This is a genomic window from Pseudomonas fluorescens NCIMB 11764 (genome assembly GCF_000293885.2).
In the GTDB taxonomy this organism is placed as follows: domain Bacteria; phylum Pseudomonadota; class Gammaproteobacteria; order Pseudomonadales; family Pseudomonadaceae; genus Aquipseudomonas; species Aquipseudomonas fluorescens_B.
On the sequence record NZ_CP010945.1, the window covers coordinates 4,874,030 to 4,894,355 of the forward strand.

The window sequence follows — 20,326 nt, forward strand, 5'->3', positions numbered from 1 at the left end:
GCTGTTGAATCAGTAACAGGTAAGTCAATCAAAACAAAACGGCCTTGAGTGGAAACAGATCAATAAAACAACTAAGGATTGAAACAATCTTTATATAAAGCGGGACACTTCTGCAGGACTTTTCTACTAAAGAGCGCGATGAACGGCAGAAGCCTGAACATTGGCTTAATAACGTTCAGATAAACGATTCCATCGCCGTTTTTTGATGTTCCTTTCACAAAAACCGGCCTAACCTCATCTCTACCCGGCGGGCCTCGATAGGCTCCCAACCTGCCGGCCATGGCTGCAAAAGTCAAATAAGGCTCGTGCCCGACAGGTCACTAAACCATTGAAATCCCGTTTATTTCGGTACTTCCCCCGAAGGACGGCCTACGCCCCGAGGTTTTCCATGAGTGAGGCTTTTCTCCCCTTCTCCCGCCCCAGTATCGGCGATGAAGAAATAGCCGCCGTAGAGCAAGTATTGCGCTCCGGCTGGATCACTACCGGGCCGAAAAACCAGCAACTCGAAGAACACTTCGCCAACTATGTTGGCTGCCGCCATGCCGTGGCGTTGTCCTCGGCCACCGGCGCCATGCATGTCACGTTATTGGCCTTGGGCATCGGACCCGGCGACGAAGTCATCACGCCATCCCAGACCTGGGTTTCCACCGCCAACATGATCTGCCTGCTGGGCGCGACGCCGGTGTTTGTCGACGTCGACCGCGACACGCTGATGAGCAGCGTCGAACACATCGAAGCGGCCATCACCCCACGCACTCGGGCAATCATTCCGGTGCACTACGCCGGCGCGGCATTCGATCTCGATGCGCTTTACGCCTTGGCCGACAAACACGGCATCCCGGTGATCGAAGATGCTGCCCATGCGGCGGGCACCTTCTACAAAAACCGTCACGTCGGCGCGAAAGGCACGGCGATCTTCTCGTTCCACGCGATCAAGAACATGACCTGCGCCGAGGGTGCGATGTTCGTCAGCGACGATGAGGCGCTGGCCAACCGGGTGCGCATGCTCAAGTTTCACGGGCTCGGCGTCGATGCCTATGACCGCATGACCCACGGCCGCAAACCCCAGGCCCAGGTGATCGAACCGGGGTTCAAATACAACCTGGCCGACATCAATGCCGCCATCGCCCTGGTGCAACTGGAACGCCTGGATGAGATCAATGCCAAGCGTACCGCGCTGGCCAGACGCTATTTGCAGCGTCTGGAAGGCTCGCCGGTGCAACCGCTGGCGATTCCGCTTTACCCGCAGCAGCACACCTGGCACCTGTTCATCCTGCGCATCGATGCCGAGCGCTGCGGACTCGACCGTGAAGCGTTCATGCACGCCCTGCAGGCGCGGAACATCGGCACCGGCATCCACTTCATCGCCACCCACTTGCACACCTGGTACCGCCAGCGCTTCCCCAACATCTACCTGCCCAACACCGAATGGAACTCGGCACGCCTGTGCTCGATCCCGTTGTTCCCCGACATGATCACCGAGGACGTCGACCGTGTCGTCAGCGCCATCGAACTCACACTGGACACACGCCTGTGAAACCTTACCCGATCCGTTGCGTGTCGATCGTCATCCCGGTCTACAACGAGCAGGACAGCCTGCCCGAATTGCTCAGGCGCACCGAAGCGGCGTGCCAGCAACTGCACCACGACTACGAAATCGTGTTGGTCGACGACGGCAGCCGCGACAATTCCGCGCAGATCCTCGAAGAGGCCGCCAGTCGCGATTGCAGCCCGGTGGTGGCGGTCATTCTCAATCGCAATTACGGCCAGCACGCGGCAATCATGGCCGGTTTCGAGCAGTGCAAGGGCGATGTCGTCATCACCCTCGATGCCGATCTGCAAAACCCGCCCGAAGAGATTCCTCGCCTGGTGGCCCAGGCTGAGCTTGGCTATGACGTGGTCGCCACGGTACGTAGCAACCGTCAGGATTCGGCCCTGCGCCGTTGGCCGTCGAAGCTGATCAACCTCGCCGTGCAGCGTTCCACCGGCGTCGCCATGAGTGATTACGGCTGCATGCTCCGCGCCTATCGTCGATCGATTGTCGACGCGATGCTCGCCTGCCGCGAGCGCAGCACCTTCATCCCTATCCTCGCCAACAGCTTCGCCCGGCACACCACGGAAATCCTGGTGACCCACGCCGAGCGCGAACACGGCGAATCGAAGTACAGCCCCATGCGCCTGATCAACCTGATGTTCGACCTGATCACTTGCATGACCACCACGCCGTTGCGGTTGTTGAGCATTGTCGGCTTTGCCATGGCCGGGCTCGGCGTGGCGTTTGCCACCGTGCTGATTGTCTTGCGGCTGGTGTTCGGCGCCAGTTGGGCCGGTGACGGGATGTTCGTGCTGTTCGCCGTGCTGTTCGTGTTCACCGGCGGCCAATTCATCGGCATGGGCCTGTTGGGCGAATACCTGGGGCGCATGTACAGCGATGTCCGTGCGCGTCCGCGGTTTTTCATCGAAAAAGTCCTTCGCAGCCAGCCCGCCACACCCGTTCCCGTCATCACCGTTGACGGCCTCAATTCCACTTCTTCAGATCAGGTTCTCTCATGAGCGCAAAAGCCGTTGTTTTCGCCTATCACGATATTGGCTGTACCGGTATCGAAACCCTGCTCGACAGCGGTTATGAGATTGCTGCCGTGTTCACCCACGCCGATGATCCCAAGGAGAACGCTTTCTACGCCTCCGTTGCACAACTGTGCGCACGCCGGGGCATTGCGGTGCACGCCCCGGAAGACGTCAACCATCCGCTGTGGATCGAGCGCATCAGCCAGCTCACCCCCGATTACCTGTTCTCGTTCTACTACCGCCAGCTGCTGAGCGAACCGCTGCTGGCCACCGCACGCAAAGGCGCGTTCAACCTGCACGGTTCGTTGCTGCCACGCTATCGCGGTCGTGCTCCGGCCAATTGGGTGCTGGTCAACGGCGAAAGCGAAACCGGCGTGACCCTGCACCGCATGGTCAAGCGCGCCGATGCCGGTGCCATCCTCGCCCAGAAGAACGTTGGAATCGAGCGCAGCGACACCGCGCTGAGCCTGCACGGCAAACTGCGCGGGGCCGCTACCGACCTGTTACGCGACACCTTGCCCGCGCTGCTCGCCGGCAAGGTCAGTGAAACGCCGCAAGACGAATCCCAGGCCACGACGTTCGGTCGCCGCACGCCCGCCGACGGCAAACTGATCTGGCAAAAACCGGCAGAAGAACTGTTCAACCTGGTGCGCGCCGTCACCCAACCTTATCCCGGCGCGTTCTGCGCGGTGGGCGAACACAAGCTGGTTGTCTGGAGCGCCGAAGTGGTCAAGGGCAACGAAGGCCAGATGCCGGGGCGGGTCATCAGCGTCGATCCATTGCGCATCGCTTGCGGCGAAGATTCGCTGGTGATCAGCGCCGGTCAGCGCAACGACAACGGCTTGTACCTGAGCGGGCCGCAACTGGCCGGCGAACTCGGTCTGGTCGACGGTTCCGTGCTGCGAGGTGCCGAATCCGCACGCACGCCACGCCGCACACGCGTGCTGATCCTCGGCGTCAACGGTTTCATCGGCAATCACTTGTCCGAGCGTTTGCTGCGCGATGACCGCTACGAGGTGTACGGACTCGACATCGGCTCCGATGCCATCTCGCGTTTGCGCAGCCATCCGAATTTCCATTTCGTCGAAGGCGATATCAGCATCCATTCCGAGTGGATCGAGTACCACATCAAGAAGTGCGACGTGATCCTGCCGCTGGTCGCGATCGCCACGCCCATCGAGTACACCCGCAACCCGCTGCGCGTGTTCGAGCTGGATTTCGAAGAGAACCTCAAGCTGGTTCGCTACTGCGTCAAATACCACAAGCGGGTGATCTTCCCGTCGACGTCGGAGGTCTATGGCATGTGCCAGGACGACAAATTCGACGAGGACACATCCAGCCTGGTGGTCGGGCCGATCAACAAGCAACGCTGGATCTACTCGACTTCCAAGCAACTGCTCGACCGGGTGATCTGGGCTTATGGCCAGAAAGGCCTGAACTTCACCCTGTTCCGCCCCTTCAACTGGATGGGGCCGCGCCTCGACCGTCTGGACTCGGCTCGCATCGGCAGCTCCCGAGCGATCACGCAACTGATCCTCAATCTGGTGGAAGGCACGCCGATTCGCCTGTTCGACGGCGGTGAGCAAAAACGTTGCTTCACTGACATTGCCGACGGCGTGGAAGCACTGGCGCGGATCATCGACAACCGCAACGATGCCTGCAACGGCCAGATCATCAACATCGGCAACCCGGACAACGAAGCGAGCATCCGCCAGTTGGGCGAAGAGCTGCTGCGTCAGTTCGAAGCGCACCCGCTGCGCCACAATTTCCCGCCATTCGCCGGGTTCCGCGACGTCGAAAGCAAGGCGTTCTACGGTGCGGGTTACCAGGACGTGTCCCACCGCAAACCGAGCATCGACAACGCCAAGCGCTTGCTGGACTGGACGCCGACCGTGGAGATGAGTGAAACCATCGGCAACACGCTGGATTTCTTCTTGCGCGAAGCCCTGCTCGAAATCGCGGACAACGCTTGATGAAAGCGGGCCTCCGGATTGATGTCGACACCTACCGAGGCACTCGTGAGGGTGTGCCGCGATTGCTGGAAATGCTTGATGAGGCCCAGGTCAAAGCGACGTTTTTTTTCAGCGTCGGGCCGGACAACATGGGGCGGCACCTGTGGCGCCTGATCCGCCCGCAGTTTCTCTGGAAGATGCTGCGCTCCAACGCCGCCGGACTGTACGGCTGGGACATTCTGCTGGCCGGCACCGCGTGGCCGGGCAAGCCGATCGGCCGCGATCTCGGGCATTTGATGCGGCAAACCCGGGCGGCCGGGCATGAAGTCGGTCTGCATGCCTGGGATCACCACGGCTGGCAGGCCAATGTCGGACGCTGGAGCGACGCACAGCTGATCGAGCAGATACGTCAGGGCGTGGACACGCTGAGCGACACCCTCGGACAAAAAATCGACTGCTCGGCGGCGGCGGGTTGGCGGGCGGACGAGCGTGTGATCGAAGCCAAGCAGGGTTTCGGTTTTCGCTACAACAGCGATTGTCGCGGCCGCAGTCTGTTCCGGCCGACATTGGCCGATGGTGGTCTGGGCGTGCCCCAGATCCCGGTGGACCTGCCCACCTTCGATGAAGTGGTCGGCCCGGCCGTCACGGCCGAGGATTTCAACGGGTTCATTCTTGAACGATTCACGGCGCAAAACCTCAACGTCTACACGGTCCACGCCGAAGTGGAAGGGATTCTGATGGCCCACGATTTCCGTCAACTGCTGGCCGATGCGCGTCAGCGCGATATCCGTTTTCAGCCTTTGGGTGATTTGCTGCCCGAAACACTGGACACCTTGCCCGGTGGCCGGGTGGTGCGCGGCGCGCTCGACGGTCGCGAAGGCTGGCTGGGAGTGCAAGGCGTATGAGCAAACGCTGGGCATTGCCGTTGTTGCTGGGCCTTTGTCTGTTGGCTTATCTGCTGCCGATGGGCAGCCACGGTTTGTGGATTCCGGACGAAACCCGCTACGCGCAAATCAGCCAGGGCATGCTCTTGAGCGGCGACTGGGTTTCGCCGCATTTCATGGGCCTGCGCTACTTCGAAAAACCGGTGGCCGGTTACTGGATGATCGCCCTCAGTCAGGCGGTGTTTGGCAACAACCTGTTCGGCGTGCGTTTCGTTTCGGCCCTCAGCACCGGGCTCAGCGTGATGCTGTGTTACCTGATTGCCCGCCGGCTCTGGAACGAGCCGCGCAAGAGTTTTGCCTGCGCGCTGCTGTACATGAGTTTTACCGTGGTGGCCGGGCAAGCAGGTTACGCCAACCTCGATCCGCAATTTACCTTTTGGGTCAACCTGAGCCTGGTGGCTTTGTGGTTTGCCCTGGACAGCGTCAGCCGTGGCCGGCGCCTGATCGGTTGGGCGTTGCTGGGCCTGGCGTGTGGCATGGGGTTCCTGACCAAGGGATTTCTGGCCTGGCTGTTGCCGGTACTGATCGCACTGCCGTGGATGATCTGGCAAAGACGCTGGCACGAGTTGTTGCGCTACGGCGCGGTGGCGATAGCCGTGGCCATCGCCGTGAGCCTGCCATGGGCCTTGGCGGTGCATGCGCAGGAGCCCGATTACTGGCGGTTCTTCTTCTGGCACGAACACATCCGCCGTTTCGCCGGTGACGATGCGCAGCATGACGCGCCGTGGTGGTTCTACCTGCCAATGCTGGTGGCGTTCAGTCTGCCGTGGGCCGCGTTATTGCCGTCGGCACTGAAGCAGGCGTGGCAAACCCGTGGTCAGGCCAGCATCGGCTTTCTGCTGCTGTGGTTGCTGATGCCGATGCTGTTTTTCAGCCTGAGCAACGGCAAGTTGCCGACTTACATCCTGCCGTGCCTGTTGCCCCTGGCCTTGTTGCTGGGCAACGCACTGGCGGATCGCCTGCGGCTGGAGCAAGGCCTGGCGTTGGGCATCAATGGCTTGCTCAACCTCCTTCTGGGCCTGACCACCCTGCTCGCCCTTGTCTATCTGCAACTGAAAAACCCCCTGTACGACCACGAACTGCACAGCCTCGTGCTGGTGTTTATAGGCCTGATCGGCTGGATCATGGCCAACCTGCTGCAAGCGTTCCGACCGTTGCAATGCTGGGCGGCGCCGGCCTTCGGCAGTCTGTTGCTGATCGGTGTTCTACCGGCGGCGATGCCCGAAGCGGTGGTGGCCAACAAGATGCCCGACCAGTTCGTCCTCGAGCATGCACAGGAACTCGGCCAGGCCGAAACGCTGCTGAGCAACGATCTGGGCGCCGCTTCGGCCCTGGCCTGGCGCCTGAAACGCCCGGACGTGGCGTTGTACAACACGATAGGCGAATTGAAATATGGCCTCGCTTATCCTGACGGCGCGCAGCAGCGCGTCGACCCCGATCGCGTGCTGCAGTGGATGCGCGACGCCCGCCGGAACGGTTCGGTGGGCGTGCTGATGCGGGTCAAAGGGGAGGACGAGCTGCGTGAAATCGAACACTTGCCCAAGGATGGCAAACGCTATGAACAAGGCAACCTTGTGATTCTGATTTTTCCTCAGGGTGCGTCATGAGCCTGTTGCTGGTGTTGGCAGCCTGCCTGCTCACCGGCCTGGGCCAGATCGCCCAGAAATACGCCGTGGAGCACTGGCGCGGCCGGTCATCGGCTTGGGGCGAGAAACTGCGCTCGCCATGGTTGTGGCTGGCAATCGCAGCGTTGGGCGCGGGCTTGCTGGTGTGGCTGCTGGTGTTGCAACGCCTTGAAGTCGGCGTCGCGTACCCGATGCTGAGTCTGAATTTCGTGCTGATCACCCTGATCGCCCGCTTCGTCTTCCACGAACCCATCGACCGCCGTCACTGGTTGGGCGTGGCGCTGGTGATGGGCGGCGTGATTTTGCTGGGGCTGCACACATGAGCCTGCGCCGTGGCCTCACCTTCGCCCTCGGCAGCGTGCTGCTGGGCAGCGCCGCGCAGCTGGGCATGCGCTGGAGCATGACACGCCTGCCGTCACCGGAACACTGGCAGACAGCCCCGATTGATCCGACCGCTGTGGTCGTGGTGCTGGTCGCCATCCTCGCCTATGCCCTGTCGATGTTCAGCTGGCTCGCCGCCCTGCGCGATGTGCCACTGGGCCGGGCTTACTCGCTGTTGAGCATCAGCTACGCGCTGGTGTACCTGCTCGCCGTCGCGCTGCCGGCGTTCAACGAAGAATTCAGCCTTTCCAAAAGCTTCGGGGTGGCCCTGGTCATCCTCGGCGTCATCACCATCAACTCTCGACCTGCTCATGCGTCCAACCTCAGGAGTGACCTATGAAAATCAGTGTGTTTGGTAGCGGTTACGTGGGCCTGGTGCAGGCCGCTGTGCTGGCAGAAGTCGGCCACGACGTGGTCTGCATGGACATCGACGAGAAAAAAGTCGAGTTGCTGCAACAGGGCCACGTGAGCATTTTCGAACCGGGGCTCGCCAGCCTGGTGCGCGAAAGCCTCGACGCCAGGCGACTGCAGTTCACCACCGATGAAAAGTTCGCTGTGCAACACGGCCAGGTGCTGTTCATCGCGGTGGGCACGCCGTCCCGGGACGATGGCTCGGCGGACCTGCGCTACGTACTGTCGGTGGGCGAAGCGGTGGCCCGTCATCGCGAACACCCGGTGATTCTGGTGGAGAAATCCACCGTTCCCGTGGGCACCGGCGATACCTTGCGCGCACACATCGACAAGTGCCTGATCAAGGTCGGGCGGTTGTTGCAGTTCGAGATCGTCTCCAACCCGGAGTTTCTGAAAGAAGGCTCGGCCGTGGCCGATTGCCGGCGCCCGGACCGTATCGTCATCGGCTGCGAAAGCGATGAGGTGCGCGACGTCATGCGCGATCTTTACGCACCGTTCAACCGCAACCATGACCGGATCATGTTCATGGACCTGCGCAGTGCCGAACTGACCAAATACGCGGCCAACTGCATGCTCGCAACCAAGATCAGCTTCATCAACCAGATCGCTGAACTGGCCGAGCACCTTGGCGCCGACATCGAATCGGTGCGCCTGGGCATCGGCGCGGATTCGCGCATCGGCTATCACTTCATCTACCCCGGCTGCGGTTACGGCGGTTCGTGTTTTCCCAAAGACATGCGCGCCCTGATCCACAGCGCCGAAGAAGCGCATTGCTCCAGTGACCTGCTGCAAGCGGTGGAAGCAATCAACCAGCGGCAGAAACACAAGCTGTTCGAACGCATCAACGCGTTCTACAAGGGCGATCTGCGCGGCAAGACGTTCGCCGTGTGGGGCCTCGCGTTCAAACCCAACACCGATGACATGCGCGACGCACCAAGTCGCGTGCTGCTCGAATCGCTGTGGGCCGCCGGCGCCAGCGTGCGCGCGTTCGATCCGGAAGCGATGCAGGAAACCCAGCATTTGTACCCCGACGAAGCAAAGCTGATGCTCATGGGCACCCCGGAATCGGTGCTCGCCGGCGCCGATGCGTTGATCATCTGCACCGAGTGGCAGCAGTTCAAGGCACCGGATTTCAACCTGATCCAGCAACGGCTCAAAGCCCCGGTGATTTTTGACGGACGCAACCTGTACGACGCCGATCGCCTGGCGCGCAACGGATTCATGTACTTCCCGATGGGGCGCGGCGACTCGCGCAAGCTGCCGATTCCGTATCAGCAATGGCCGGTGGCTTCCGACGTCGCTTGATCGTTAACTCGCCGAGCATTTGTCAGCAGTCCCTGGGGGTAGGGCTGCTGGCACTGGTGTTGTTCAGTACCGGGGTTTGTCAGACGCATCCTGCGTTTTACGCCCTCGATACAGCGCAGTCCCGCGCCCGCCCTACAGCCCCCTCCTACAACCATGTGTCAGTGGTCCGCACCTGACCGTAGATTCCAACTTAACGGACTCGCCCTACGCCAAATAGCGATTCGTCTGACATTCATCAATGAGCCGATCCACGCAAAGTCCCGAGTCTTGAAATAGACACAAGGAAATGTGGATGTTCAGCGCCGTTAAACCCGTCGTTTTCACCCTCGACATTCAAGGTTTTCCCCGTGACCTTCAGGTACTCGAATTCCGCGCCAGGGAAGCGCTGAATCAACCCTACGAAGTCAATCTCGAACTGGTCGGCGAACGCCACGACCTGGACATCAAGTCGCTTCATCATCGCTCGGCTTTTTTGCGCTTCGGAGCTGACGGTGCCGGCATCCACGGGCAAATCCATGCAGTTGCCGAAGGTGATTCAGGCAAGCGCCTGACCCGCTACCAGATGACCCTGGTGCCGCACCTCAGCTATCTCTCCCATTGCCACAACCAGCGCATTTTTCAAAACCTCAGCGTGCCGCAAATCATTGCAAAGGTGCTGAAAGATCAAGGAATGCAGGCTGATACCTGGCGCTTCCAGCTGAATGCCGAGTACCGACCCCGGCTGTATTGCGTGCAGTACGAGACGGACCTGCATTTCCTGCAAAGGTTGTGCGAGGAAGAAGGTCTGCACTTTCACTTCGAGCACAGCGCCGAGGGGCATGTGCTGGTGTTCGGCGACGATCAAACCAGTTTTTCGAAACCAGAACGGTCAACCGCCTACAGGCAAGCCAGTGGCATGGTTGCGCAAGCGCCAGTGATCGACCAATTCAAGCTAAAACTGAATACCCGCCCGACCCATGTCAGCCGTCGCGATTACGATTTCGAAAAACCACGCGTGCAACTCGACAGCGAGTCTAAAAAACCGCTGGTGCCGCACCTTGAGGACTATGCGTTCCCCGGGCAATTCATCCATCGTGAGCGCGGTAAACAGCTGACCAATCTGGCACTGGAGCGCCACCGCGCCGATTACCAGCTGGCCAATGGACGCAGTGACCAAAGCGCCCTGCGCAGCGGTCACTTTGTCGAGATGACCGAGCATCCATGCCCTGAGCGCAATGGCCTGTGGTTGTTGACGCAGGTCGAGCATGTCGGCTTGCAACCCCAAGTGCTGGAAGAGGCGATGACCGACACCCGCGCGCAGGACGGTTTCAGCCAGGGTTACCGTAATCACTTCGTCGCCACACCGTGGGACGTGATATTTCGGCCAGCGCTTGACCACCCCAAGCCCCGTATGTCCGGCAATCAGCACGCCGTCGTTACCGGCCCGCCCGGTGAAGAGATTTATTGCGATCAGTACGGTCGAGTGAAAGTCCAGCTGCTGTGGGACCGCGACGGTCAGCAAAACGAACAATCGAGCTGCTGGCTGCGAGTCGCCACAGGTTGGGCTCATGAGCGTTACGGCAGCGTGCAGATCCCGCGCGTCGGAATGGAGGTGCAGGTAGGTTTTACCGACGGCGATCCGGACAAACCCTACGTCTTGTGCTGTCTGCCCAACGCCTCGACTCCGGTGCCACTGGATTTGCCCGCGGAACAGACCCGCAGCATTTTCCGCAGCCAGAGCAGTCCTGGCGGTGGTGGTTACAACGAGCTGCGCATCGAGGACAGAAAAGGCGCCGAGGAAATTGCCCTGCGTGCCCAACGCGATTTCGTGCAGCACGTTCTGAACGATGAGCGCATTCAAGTCGACAACCAGCGCAACGTGGTGGTCGGTGGAACTACCAGCCACGACCTGCGTGGCGAGGAACGCCATTTAACCCACGGCACCCGCCTGACCGAACTCAAGCAGGACGACCACCTGCTGGTCCTGGGGGATCGACATGTGCGCGTCGCGAATCAACGCCTCAGTGCGATGCAACAGCTTCACTTCAGTGCGGTGCAACAAGTCGTCATCAATGGCGGGACGCACCTCGCGATCATGGGTGGCGGTCAATGGCTGGTGTTGGGACCGGCGGGCATTTTCAGCAGCGTGCCGATTCTGGTGGGCGGCGCCCCACCCGTGAGCTTGCCAGCGGAGCCTCTGATGCCGGGCGCCTTGCCGTTGCTGAAAGTGACGTTTGATGCGGCCCAACAACGCCATGCATTGATTTCAACCCGTGCCTCGCGCTGCCTGATTTGCGAGGCCGCTCAAGCATGAACCTTTCGACCTCCTTGCCAAACGACCTGCCCTGGAGTGAGCAACAGGCTTTCCTGTTGCTGGACGGCGCAACCCTGAGCGATTTGCCGGAACGGTTGAAAAAACTCTGTCCCGGAGCAAGCACTGTTGCGCTGTATGACTGCGCGCCCTTCACTGCGCTGCGGGATATCTCGCCGATGCTGGTGGCGATCCAACAACCTGACGAACCGATTGTTCAGTTCTATCTGCAACAGGCGCATGAAGAGTGGGGCGTGCTGTTGTTCAGCACCGCACCTGCGCATGAGGTCGCCCAGCACTTGCGCAAACTGCTGACCGTTGAATTGCCTGAAGGTCTACCGGTGGTCCTGCGTCTGGCCGATGCCGCCGTGGCGCGAATCCTGTTCGGCAGCGGTGATCAGCGATTGTTTGGGCCTCTGTCCTGTGTGGTAACGGCCGATATCGTCGGCGCTAATTGGCATCGCCACCAACCCCGGTCGTCCGAGCGTCCTGACCTGCCGACGCCCTATCGCCTGAGCCCTGAACAGAGTTCGGGGCTGGACCACGCTGACCGGCGCCGCGTACTGCTCGAACTCGACGCTCATCTGCTCAGGCACTTCCCCGAACGCCAAGGCAGCGAAACCGTGGCCGAACGCTGGCCAATGCTCGAGCAACTGGAGGCTGAGGCCAGCACGCTGGGTTTGAGCAGCCAGTCCGAATTGTTTTATTACGCCAACGTCATGGCCTCGCTGGATGGCTCATCGCTCGATCAGCACCCGCACATCAACCGATTGCTGCATACGCCGTCGCTGCAATCCCCCGGCGAGCGCGTCGCGCTGGCCGCTGACCTCGCCCACCAGTGGGCCAGCCAACGAGGCCACCCATGACTTCACCCGCCAACCTCGCCGCAGCCGCGGCCTCCAAATCCCCCATCGGCTCTCTGGGGGCTTGCCCGCTGCGGCAGACCCACGTGCAATTGCTGCCCTTGCGTTACGGACTGGTGGAAAAGCCCCTCGACCCGAGTGCCGAACTGAAGCTGCCCTATGCCCTGACGGCCCGCCCGCTGGGCATTCGCCTGCTGCGCGATGGCTGGCTGTACATCATCGACAGCGTCACCGGCCACCTGCATGAATATCAGGTACTCAACGGACTGGTCAGCGCCTTGCTGCACAAGGGCGCCAAGGTCGCCAGCGATCAGCGCACGCCCATCGAAGAACGTCCTGCGTTGGTTTTTTCCAGGCGCAGCACCCTGCACGTGACCTTCGCCGAAGTGCAGTGGACGGCGGCCAAATGCGCGCAAGTGCTCGACAACCGCGAGGAACGCGAACACTTCATGCAAGCCGTCGACCTTGGCCCGGTGCATTGCCAAACCGGCGGCGAGCACCTGCTGACGGTCGCGCAAACCAAGCAGTGGCTGGCGGAGGTTGCGACGGACGCGGCCACTCAAAGGCAAACGGAGCAAAGTGCTGACGAACCGGACGCCGTTCTATTGCCTACGGTACAGGTCAGCGACGCCCCCGAGCACGAACGTGAACCCTACTTGTGGGAGCAGCCGCGGCGCTTTCGCGAGGCGCACATTGGCGAGTTGCTCGGGCGGGTGCGCCCGGCTTATCAGGACGACACCTTGTTCCTCGTGGTGCACGACGACCTCGGTGTGCTGCGTGATCTGGCCGAGTATCAGGACACCGTAGTCGGCTGGGTCGACGACTGGAGCAATGCCGACCACAACGAACGCAATTACCTGCTGGCGTGTTACATCGAATCCTTGAGCCAGCTCAGCCCGGCGGATGTCGGCTACCTGGCCGACGCCAGCGATAAACCAGCAGACAAAGCCTTGTTCACCGATCTGGAACAATTACCCGAACCGGACCGTGAACGCACCCGTCAGGCCCTGCTCGATTACTTGAACAGGGGCGGCAAGGTCGAGCCTATGGGCGTACCGGTGCCACCGAAACTGGTGCCGTTGCGCGATCAAGCCGTAGACCATGCCCGCGAGATCAACAGGTTCGACAGCCTTACACCCGACTTCACGGCTGAAAGCCGCGCCATTGAAGACGCAGACCGGCGTTACTACACGCGCCAGCATTTCGAGGTCGCTCCTGGCGATTTCGTCGAACGTCACCTGCAGACCCTGATCAACCTCGGCCAGGCGCACAACCGACGTATTAAGGACGTGCTCGAAGGCCCGATTTTCAGTGGCAAACGCGGGGTCAACGATTTCATCGACCGGGAGGCCATGGACACGGAGCTGTTTCAGCACCGCGACGACCTCAGCCGCTGGAACCGCCTGCTTGAGCGCATCACCGCCGACCGCACGATGCTGGTGTGTGCCGGGCGTTATCACCTTTCAGCCTGGTACTACGACGCGCACGAGCCATCGCAACTGGGCCAGGCCTTCACTGCCGAATACGCCTGCCTCAAAGACATTTGCCGCAGCGACCACGCCAGCGAAAAAATGCTCGGTTATCTGGAAGAACACCCGGAGTTGAGCCGGCCACTGTTCTACACCTTGCCCCTGCGCCTGCAGCCAGAACGGGCCGCGCAATACACGACGTTGTTCAACGCCGGCATGGGCGTGTTCAACAACCTGCCGCATTGGCTGGGCGAATTGCAAAAAATCGAACAACCGCCCCTGCCGGCCCTCGACGATCTGCCCGAGCATACCCGCGCCGTTGCCGACGCGGCCCAGCACAGCCTCAGCCCGGCGCTGAACCTGGGCCTGAGCCGGGCACTGGAAGGGTTTGACTTGTCGGCAGAGAAAATTCCTGACCTTGACGAACTGTTCCGGCGCCTGCCTAAAGCCTTGTCGCCACGAATACTCGATGCGGCAAAAACCACTGGCGTGACCTTTACTGTCGCCAGCCCGGCGGAACACGGCGCGCTGCAAACCGTGATTAAGGAAATGTTGAGGGAGCGCGATTACCTGAAAACCCTGACCCGTGAGCGCAACCAGATCACCCACAACAAAAACCGCCAAGGGCATAAAACGCCGAGGGCGGTTGAGTTGCAGGAAGAAATTGTGCGGGTGCGTGCACAGTTGACGCAGCTTGAAGGCCGGCTGGCGGGGGCGCTGAGCCCGATTGCCGAACTGCCGGATCAGTCGGTGCGGCTGCACGGCGCGACGCCGGCTCGGGCGGGAGTGACGGTGGTGTTTCCACCGGCCCAGCAGTTGGAGGTGCGGAGTTTGTTGAAGGATATTCGGTTGGGGGTTAGCTCGGTGCCGAATGGGAAATTGATTCGGAGCGAGGGGATGGGGTTGTTGGTGTTTTTGGTGCAGGGGGTGAATTTGGTTTCGGTCATCAGGGAACTGACTAATCAATCCAAGAACAAGCGAACATGGGCTCCCTTTGCCAGTGCATTGGCGGCTACTGGTGCAGCCGGGTTTACTGCGGCGCAAAGTCTTTCCGACACCGCGTTGAAGGCACGTAGCGCTGCACTCGTCGCGGGGCTTCAACACCACGCCTTGCAGAATGTGCACGTGCAGATGGGCAAGATGCATGTTGGGTTGGGTGGCTTTACTTACCTTTTTGGTTTTTTGTCTTCGTTGTCCAGCCTCATCAACCACCACCAGAACTCGCAACAGGCGACGCGTAGTGGCAATACGGCTGCGCAGAATAGTGCAGCGCTCGCGACAGTGGGCGCGGCCGGCATGACGACCGTCAATGCCTATGGTTTAACTCACACCGGTCGTGCTGCGTTTAACGTGTTGGTCGCAAAAAACAGCGCCGCAAGAACCGCCGCCTGGGCCGCTGCGGGCACACGCCTTTCCACGGTGTTCTTCCGCTTCAACCTCGCCGGCGCCCTGTTCACCGTGCTGGAACTGGGTGGCACCTGGCTGTACAACCGCTACAACATCAGCGCCCACGATAAATGGCTGAAAACCACACCGTGGAGCCTGGACACCGATAATCGCGGCGACCATACCCTGGATGAATATCAGCATTATTTGGGTTATTTGCTCAACGCTCCATATGCGCAACTAGGCCCGAATGAACATGACTCGTGGCTGAAAAACTTGCTGCTGAAAGCCAAACCCAGCGACATTCACTTGGTGCTGCCAAGGCTCAAGCTCAGTGATTTCCAGCCACCGTTGAGTGGACAACCGGCTCATCGTCTGGGGATCGGCGCCCACCGTCTTTCCGTTCCCCTCCACAGTCGTGGTGTACCGAGAGAACGCAAGGACGTCATCAGTGAGGAAGTCGCCAACAGCCTGCGGATCGTCCAAGCAGGACCCGACCGGCTGGTGCTGTGCCTGCAGTATCCCGTGGACCCAGACTCTGAATTGACCCCGGCGTCCGAAACGCTGGAACTGGCGGTCTGCATACAGACCTTGAACGCCAAGGGGGTGTGGGAATCGTTGACAGATGTTATTCACCTCAACCCGCACGGTAGGGACCATTTTCCTTCGTTGCCCCGTCAATCCGTTACTGAGCATCCACCGTTGTTGCTGGTTGATACCCATTTGCTGGAGCTGGCCGACCATGCCCACCAAGATTGATGTGCCTCTGCCTTCCCCGCACCTTGAGCAATCCCGAAAAGCCGGAGATGTTGAGCCGTTTCCCAGTGGGAGAATCACTTATCTCGCGCCGTTGCCATTGCCGACAGCGTTGCCACCGCACGGTCCGCATATCGGGGATCTGAATGAGGTGTACATGGACTTTGGCTTGGGTTCACCGCAGGTGTTTTCATGGCAGGTCGTATTAGGTTTACCATTCAGTGGTGCCTTCTCGATTGCATTTCTATTTCCGCTAATCGGCGGTTTCATGTTTTTTTTGTTCGGCATGGGGTGGGACGATATTTCTCACGCCATAGAGGGGATCTTCCATGAAACCTACGGACTAGCTCTGATAACGGGCTTCTCTGCCTGGATCATCCTCCTCTGCACTTGGCTCCACTATCACAACAAACGCGCCACCATCGTCCCCACTCGCTTCAACCGCCAACGCCGCGAAGTCTGCTTCATGCCCGAAGGCGCCACCGAACCGCTCTTCGTCCCCTGGGAATCCCTCTCCGCCTGGGTCATCGAAGCCCAAGGCGCGACCCAATACGGCATCCACCGCCAATACGGCATGGGCATCGGTTTCCAGCACGGCGAAACCCTGACCAGTGTCGAATTTCCCTGCTTCGGTCTTTCCCTCGCCATCAGCCACTGGGAAGCCATCCGCGGTTACATGGAATTCGAAATCCACGACCTCAAATCCATTCAGGACCCGCAAGACCTGCAAGGCCCCGACGATCCCCCCCACGAAGGCCTGCACACCTTCCACAACGCTCGCGCACGCATGCATCAGCAAATCCGCGACGACCAACGGGGTCGAGTATCTGGCTTCTTCTGGTACCTGTACCACGTCATGACCCTGTGGACGATTCCCAACCACCTGACCGAATGGGAAATCCGCCGCCTCCAGAAAATGGCCCCGCAGGCCATGCCCGAAGTGATGCGCCAGTGGTCCGAGCCGTTGCCAAAGGAACAATGGGCGAAACCGAGTGAAGAACTGCTACGCCTGAGCGATCAGGTCCGCACTCTGCATAAACGCCAACCGCGACGCCCGATCACCGAGATCTTTGCGCAAGTGCAGCGTTTAACTCCGACCGACAAACGTCGCACATGAGTTGTGTATTCAATGCCCGCGCCCACCGTCTTTCCGTTCCCCTCCACAGTCGTGGTGTACCGAGAGAACACAAGGACGTCATCAGCGAGGAAATCACGGATAACCTGCGCATCGTGCAAGCAGGACCTGACCGGCTGGTGCTGTGCCTGCAGTATCCCGTGGGCCCAGACTCTGAATTTACTCCTGCCTCCGAGACGCTAGAACTGGCCGTCTGTATCCAGACCCTGAATGCCAAGGGCGTGTGGGTTTCTCGCATTCGGGTCATTCGCCTGAGCCCTCGGGGTGAAGGCCGCTTTCCGGCGTTGGCCACTCAAACCGTTACCGAGCATCCACCGCTGTTGCGGGTTGAAACCCATTTGCTGGAGCTGGCCGACCATGCCCACCAACCTTGAAAGCGCCCTGCCTGCGCCACACCTTGAGCAACCCCGAAAAGCCGGAGATGTGGAACCGTTTCCCAGTGGGAAGATTACCTATCTTGCACCGTTGCCATTACCGACAGCGATACCGCCGCATGGTCCGCATATCGGGGAACTGAATGAGGTGTACATGGACTTCGGGCTGGGATCACCGCAAGTCTTTATGTGGCAGATGACTCTAGGCTTACCATTCAGTGGTGCTTTCATGATCACTTTCCTAATCCCACTAGCAATTGGCTGCATGGGCCTTATGTTCGGATATGACTTCGCATACACATGGGAGTTTGTCATTGATTTATTCTTCGCGATCTATGGATACGCCTTAGTTACCGGATTTTCCACGCTGGCAATCGGCCTCGGCGTCTGGCATCACAACCACAACAAACGCGCCGAAATCATCCCCACTCGCTTCAACCGCCAACGCCGCGAAGTCTGCTTCATGCCCGAAGGCGCCACCGAACCGCTCTTCGTCCCCTGGGAATCCCTCTCCGCCTGGGTCATCGAAGCCCAAGGCGCGACCCAATACGGCATCCACCGCCAATACGGCATGGGCATCGGTTTCCAGCACGGCGAAACCCTGACCAGCGTCGAATTTCCCTGCTTCGGCCTTTCCCTGGCCATCAGCCACTGGGAAGCCATCCGCGGTTACATGGAATACGAAATCCACGACCTCAAATCCATTCAGGACCCGCAAGACCTGCAAGGCCCCGACGATCCCCCCCACGAAGGCCTGCACACCTTCCACAACGCTCGCGCACGCATGCATCAGCAAATCCGCGACGGCCAACGGGGTCGAGTATCTGGCTTCTTCTGGTACCTGTATCACGTCATGACCCTGTGGACGATTCCCAACCACCTGACGGAATGGGAAGTCCGCCGCCTTCAAAAAATGGCCCCGCAGGCCATGCCCGAAGTGATGCGCCAGTGGTCCGAGCCGTTGCCAAAGGAACAATGGGCGAAACCGAGTGAAGAACTGCTACGCCTGAGCGATCAGGTCCGCACTCTGCATAAACGCCAACCGCGACGCCCGATCACCGAGATTTTTGCCGAGGTGCAGCGCTTGAATTCGACCGAAAACATCGCGCATGAGCGCTGAAAATCAAGATGGTATCTACCCCGTGACAGACTTGACGATTATTGTGCGCCGCGCCCTGGTTACCGACGCGCCCGCCCTCCCCGACATCGAACGTAGCGCTGCTCGATTGTTTCGCGGCGACCCTTCATTGGCTTGGCTGGCTGACAGCCCGGTGCCCGATGCCGAACACCATCAACAGGCAATAAAGACCGGACCGGTTTGGGTGGCGCAATCGGCCGAGGGTGCACTTGCAGGGTTTCTCAGCGCGGAGGAAGTCGACAACCAACTGCATATTCAGGAACTGTCCGTCAGCCAGCCCTTTCAGGGCCGGGGCATCGGGCGAAAGTTGCTGTTAGCCGCAGTTTCATACGCTCGCGGGCAAGAACTCGACGGTCTGACTTTGACCACATTTCGCGACTTGCCCTGGAATGAACTGTTTTATCGGCGCATGGGCTTCGCAACATTGAGCCCGGCTGAAACAGGACCACGATTAACCCGGGTATTAAACGACGAAATCGCTCATGGATTACCCGGTGGACGCCGTTGCGCGATGCGCTTCAGCCTTGAACCGGGGCCTTCAAATCAACCCCCATTGCCTGGGCGAACGCCTTGACCAGCGGACTGCGCACGGTGTTGTGTCGCAGGATCAGATTGAACGGCGTGCTGATATGAATCAGGTCGGGGCGTACCGCGCGAAATTGCCCTTGGGCGACCATTGAAGCGGCGTAATGCTGCGGTAGAAAACCGACGAAGCGCCCGGTCTTGATCAGCAACGCCACGGCTTCCACCTGGGTGGCCGAGGCCGAAAAGCTGTCATACCGGGCAAAATTCAATTTGTCGCGGTGGATCGCGTAGCGGTGGTTGATGCACTCGTAATCCTTGAGCACCTCGCTGTTGATTTCTGTCTCCGGCACCGCGAACAAAGGGTGACCCACCGCACAGTAAACCTCCGAGCGTTCTTCATACAACGCGTAATAATCGAACTCTTCACGTTTCTGATAAACAGGAACGATACCGGCCACTAACCGTCCCTCTACGACGCCTCTTTCCACTTCATCCAGCTGCGACGACTGAAGTTGAAACCTTACTTTCGGTGACGTTTCATTTATTCGTTTAAGCGCTGCAACTAACGGCGAATTAACATCGGAAATAGTATTGTCAATAACGCCCACACCAAGGTCGCCAACAAGTTCGTTCTGCGCTGAACTAAGCCGATCACGAAAGTTGTCGACCGAGGCAAATAAATCAATCGACGCCTGATACACCAGACGACCTTCTTCGGTCAGATGAAAACCCTCGCGGCCTCGGGTACACAGGCGCATGCCGATGCGGATCTCGAGGTCGGATATCTGTTTGCTGATGGCGGCCAGCCCCACATTCAGCTCGTTCTGCGCCGCGCTGAAACCACCGGCCTCGACCACGGCCTTGAACACTTTGAGCAGTTTGAAATCCAGTCCGCTGAGGGCCAACGGTGCCCGCTGCACCGGTTTTGGCGCGGGGTTTCCGGAATTGGAAAGTGGGGTTTCCATAATGCTTATTTACCTCTGGCGCGCTATTCAACAACCTGTGCCCAACAACAAAAACATAGCTGGCCAATAATAATGAACACAGAAAACCAGGCTTGGCAACCGCTAATAATCTCCGTACTTCAGTGCCAACTCACTGATTTCGAACCATTAAAAGCTGACACTTCGATCAGCTCTCGCATTGACGCAACTGCGCTTTTCCCCTGCCCTTGAATATTGAACAGGCCTGACCACGCCCCATT

16 protein-coding genes are annotated in these 20,326 nt (G+C 59.8%); 15 read left to right on the plus strand and 1 reads right to left on the minus strand.

The genetic code is table 11. The features are described from left to right. Nucleotides 1–388 precede the first annotated feature (388 nt). From arnB to B723_RS32465, 15 genes are all read left to right on the plus strand, one after another. A complete protein-coding gene (arnB, locus tag B723_RS22295) occupies nucleotides 389–1,537 on the plus strand; it encodes a UDP-4-amino-4-deoxy-L-arabinose aminotransferase (RefSeq protein WP_017339025.1) in 1,149 nt (382 codons plus the stop codon). Next, nucleotides 1,534–2,553, plus strand: coding sequence for an undecaprenyl-phosphate 4-deoxy-4-formamido-L-arabinose transferase (arnC, locus tag B723_RS22300; protein WP_017339026.1), 1,020 nt, complete (start codon nucleotides 1,534–1,536; stop codon nucleotides 2,551–2,553). Before arnB ends, arnC begins: the two co-directional genes overlap by 4 nt. Then, nucleotides 2,550–4,541 (plus strand): bifunctional UDP-4-amino-4-deoxy-L-arabinose formyltransferase/UDP-glucuronic acid oxidase ArnA, encoded by a 1,992-nt coding sequence (arnA, locus tag B723_RS22305; protein ID WP_017339027.1) that lies wholly within the window; start codon nucleotides 2,550–2,552, stop codon nucleotides 4,539–4,541. Before arnC ends, arnA begins: the two co-directional genes overlap by 4 nt. Beyond that, nucleotides 4,541–5,425, plus strand: coding sequence for a 4-deoxy-4-formamido-L-arabinose-phosphoundecaprenol deformylase (arnD, locus tag B723_RS22310; protein ID WP_017339028.1), 885 nt, complete (start codon nucleotides 4,541–4,543; stop codon nucleotides 5,423–5,425). Before arnA ends, arnD begins: the two co-directional genes overlap by 1 nt. Beyond that, nucleotides 5,422–7,071, plus strand: a complete 1,650-nt coding sequence (arnT, locus tag B723_RS22315) for a lipid IV(A) 4-amino-4-deoxy-L-arabinosyltransferase (protein WP_017339029.1) — start codon at nucleotides 5,422–5,424, stop codon at nucleotides 7,069–7,071. The genes arnD and arnT overlap by 4 nt, the downstream gene beginning before the upstream one ends. Continuing rightward, nucleotides 7,068–7,412 carry a 4-amino-4-deoxy-L-arabinose-phosphoundecaprenol flippase subunit ArnE gene (gene arnE, locus B723_RS22320; protein WP_017339030.1) on the plus strand — a complete coding sequence of 115 codons (345 nt, stop codon included), beginning with the start codon at nucleotides 7,068–7,070 and terminating at the stop codon, nucleotides 7,410–7,412. The genes arnT and arnE overlap by 4 nt, the downstream gene beginning before the upstream one ends. After that, entirely contained in the window at nucleotides 7,409–7,810 is a 402-nt protein-coding gene (gene arnF / locus B723_RS22325) for a 4-amino-4-deoxy-L-arabinose-phosphoundecaprenol flippase subunit ArnF (protein ID WP_017339031.1), read from the plus strand. The genes arnE and arnF overlap by 4 nt, the downstream gene beginning before the upstream one ends. Next, nucleotides 7,807–9,186 (plus strand): UDP-glucose dehydrogenase family protein, encoded by a 1,380-nt coding sequence (locus B723_RS22330; RefSeq protein ID WP_017339032.1) that lies wholly within the window; start codon nucleotides 7,807–7,809, stop codon nucleotides 9,184–9,186. The genes arnF and B723_RS22330 overlap by 4 nt, the downstream gene beginning before the upstream one ends. A gap of 292 nt (nucleotides 9,187–9,478) precedes the next feature. Then, nucleotides 9,479–11,479 (plus strand): type VI secretion system tip protein VgrG, encoded by a 2,001-nt coding sequence (locus tag B723_RS22335; protein WP_017339033.1) that lies wholly within the window; start codon nucleotides 9,479–9,481, stop codon nucleotides 11,477–11,479. Beyond that, nucleotides 11,476–12,342 carry a DUF4123 domain-containing protein gene (locus tag B723_RS22340; RefSeq protein WP_017339034.1) on the plus strand — a complete coding sequence of 289 codons (867 nt, stop codon included), beginning with the start codon at nucleotides 11,476–11,478 and terminating at the stop codon, nucleotides 12,340–12,342. The genes B723_RS22335 and B723_RS22340 overlap by 4 nt, the downstream gene beginning before the upstream one ends. Beyond that, nucleotides 12,339–15,953: a toxin VasX gene (locus B723_RS22345; protein WP_052909702.1), complete on the plus strand. Its 3,615-nt coding sequence runs from the start codon at nucleotides 12,339–12,341 to the stop codon at nucleotides 15,951–15,953. Before B723_RS22340 ends, B723_RS22345 begins: the two co-directional genes overlap by 4 nt. Before the next feature lie 265 nt (nucleotides 15,954–16,218). Then, nucleotides 16,219–17,067 carry a hypothetical protein gene (locus B723_RS22350; protein WP_238588294.1) on the plus strand — a complete coding sequence of 283 codons (849 nt, stop codon included), beginning with the start codon at nucleotides 16,219–16,221 and terminating at the stop codon, nucleotides 17,065–17,067. Then, entirely contained in the window at nucleotides 17,064–17,459 is a 396-nt protein-coding gene (locus B723_RS33115; protein ID WP_238588295.1) for a hypothetical protein, read from the plus strand. Before B723_RS22350 ends, B723_RS33115 begins: the two co-directional genes overlap by 4 nt. Next, a complete protein-coding gene (locus B723_RS22360; RefSeq protein WP_031318957.1) occupies nucleotides 17,443–18,579 on the plus strand; it encodes a hypothetical protein in 1,137 nt (378 codons plus the stop codon). The genes B723_RS33115 and B723_RS22360 overlap by 17 nt, the downstream gene beginning before the upstream one ends. Continuing rightward, the gene (locus B723_RS32465; protein WP_017339038.1) at nucleotides 18,569–19,171 is read left to right on the plus strand and encodes a GNAT family N-acetyltransferase; all 603 of its coding nucleotides are present in this window, start codon (nucleotides 18,569–18,571) and stop codon (nucleotides 19,169–19,171) included. The genes B723_RS22360 and B723_RS32465 overlap by 11 nt, the downstream gene beginning before the upstream one ends. On the opposite strand, the gene B723_RS22365 is transcribed toward B723_RS32465, so the two are convergent. Further along, nucleotides 19,116–20,087: a LysR family transcriptional regulator gene (locus B723_RS22365; protein ID WP_017339039.1), complete on the minus strand. Its 972-nt coding sequence runs from the start codon at nucleotides 20,085–20,087 to the stop codon at nucleotides 19,116–19,118. The two genes, B723_RS32465 and B723_RS22365, sit on opposite strands and share 56 nt — an antisense overlap. Nucleotides 20,088–20,326: the final 239 nt, after the last annotated feature.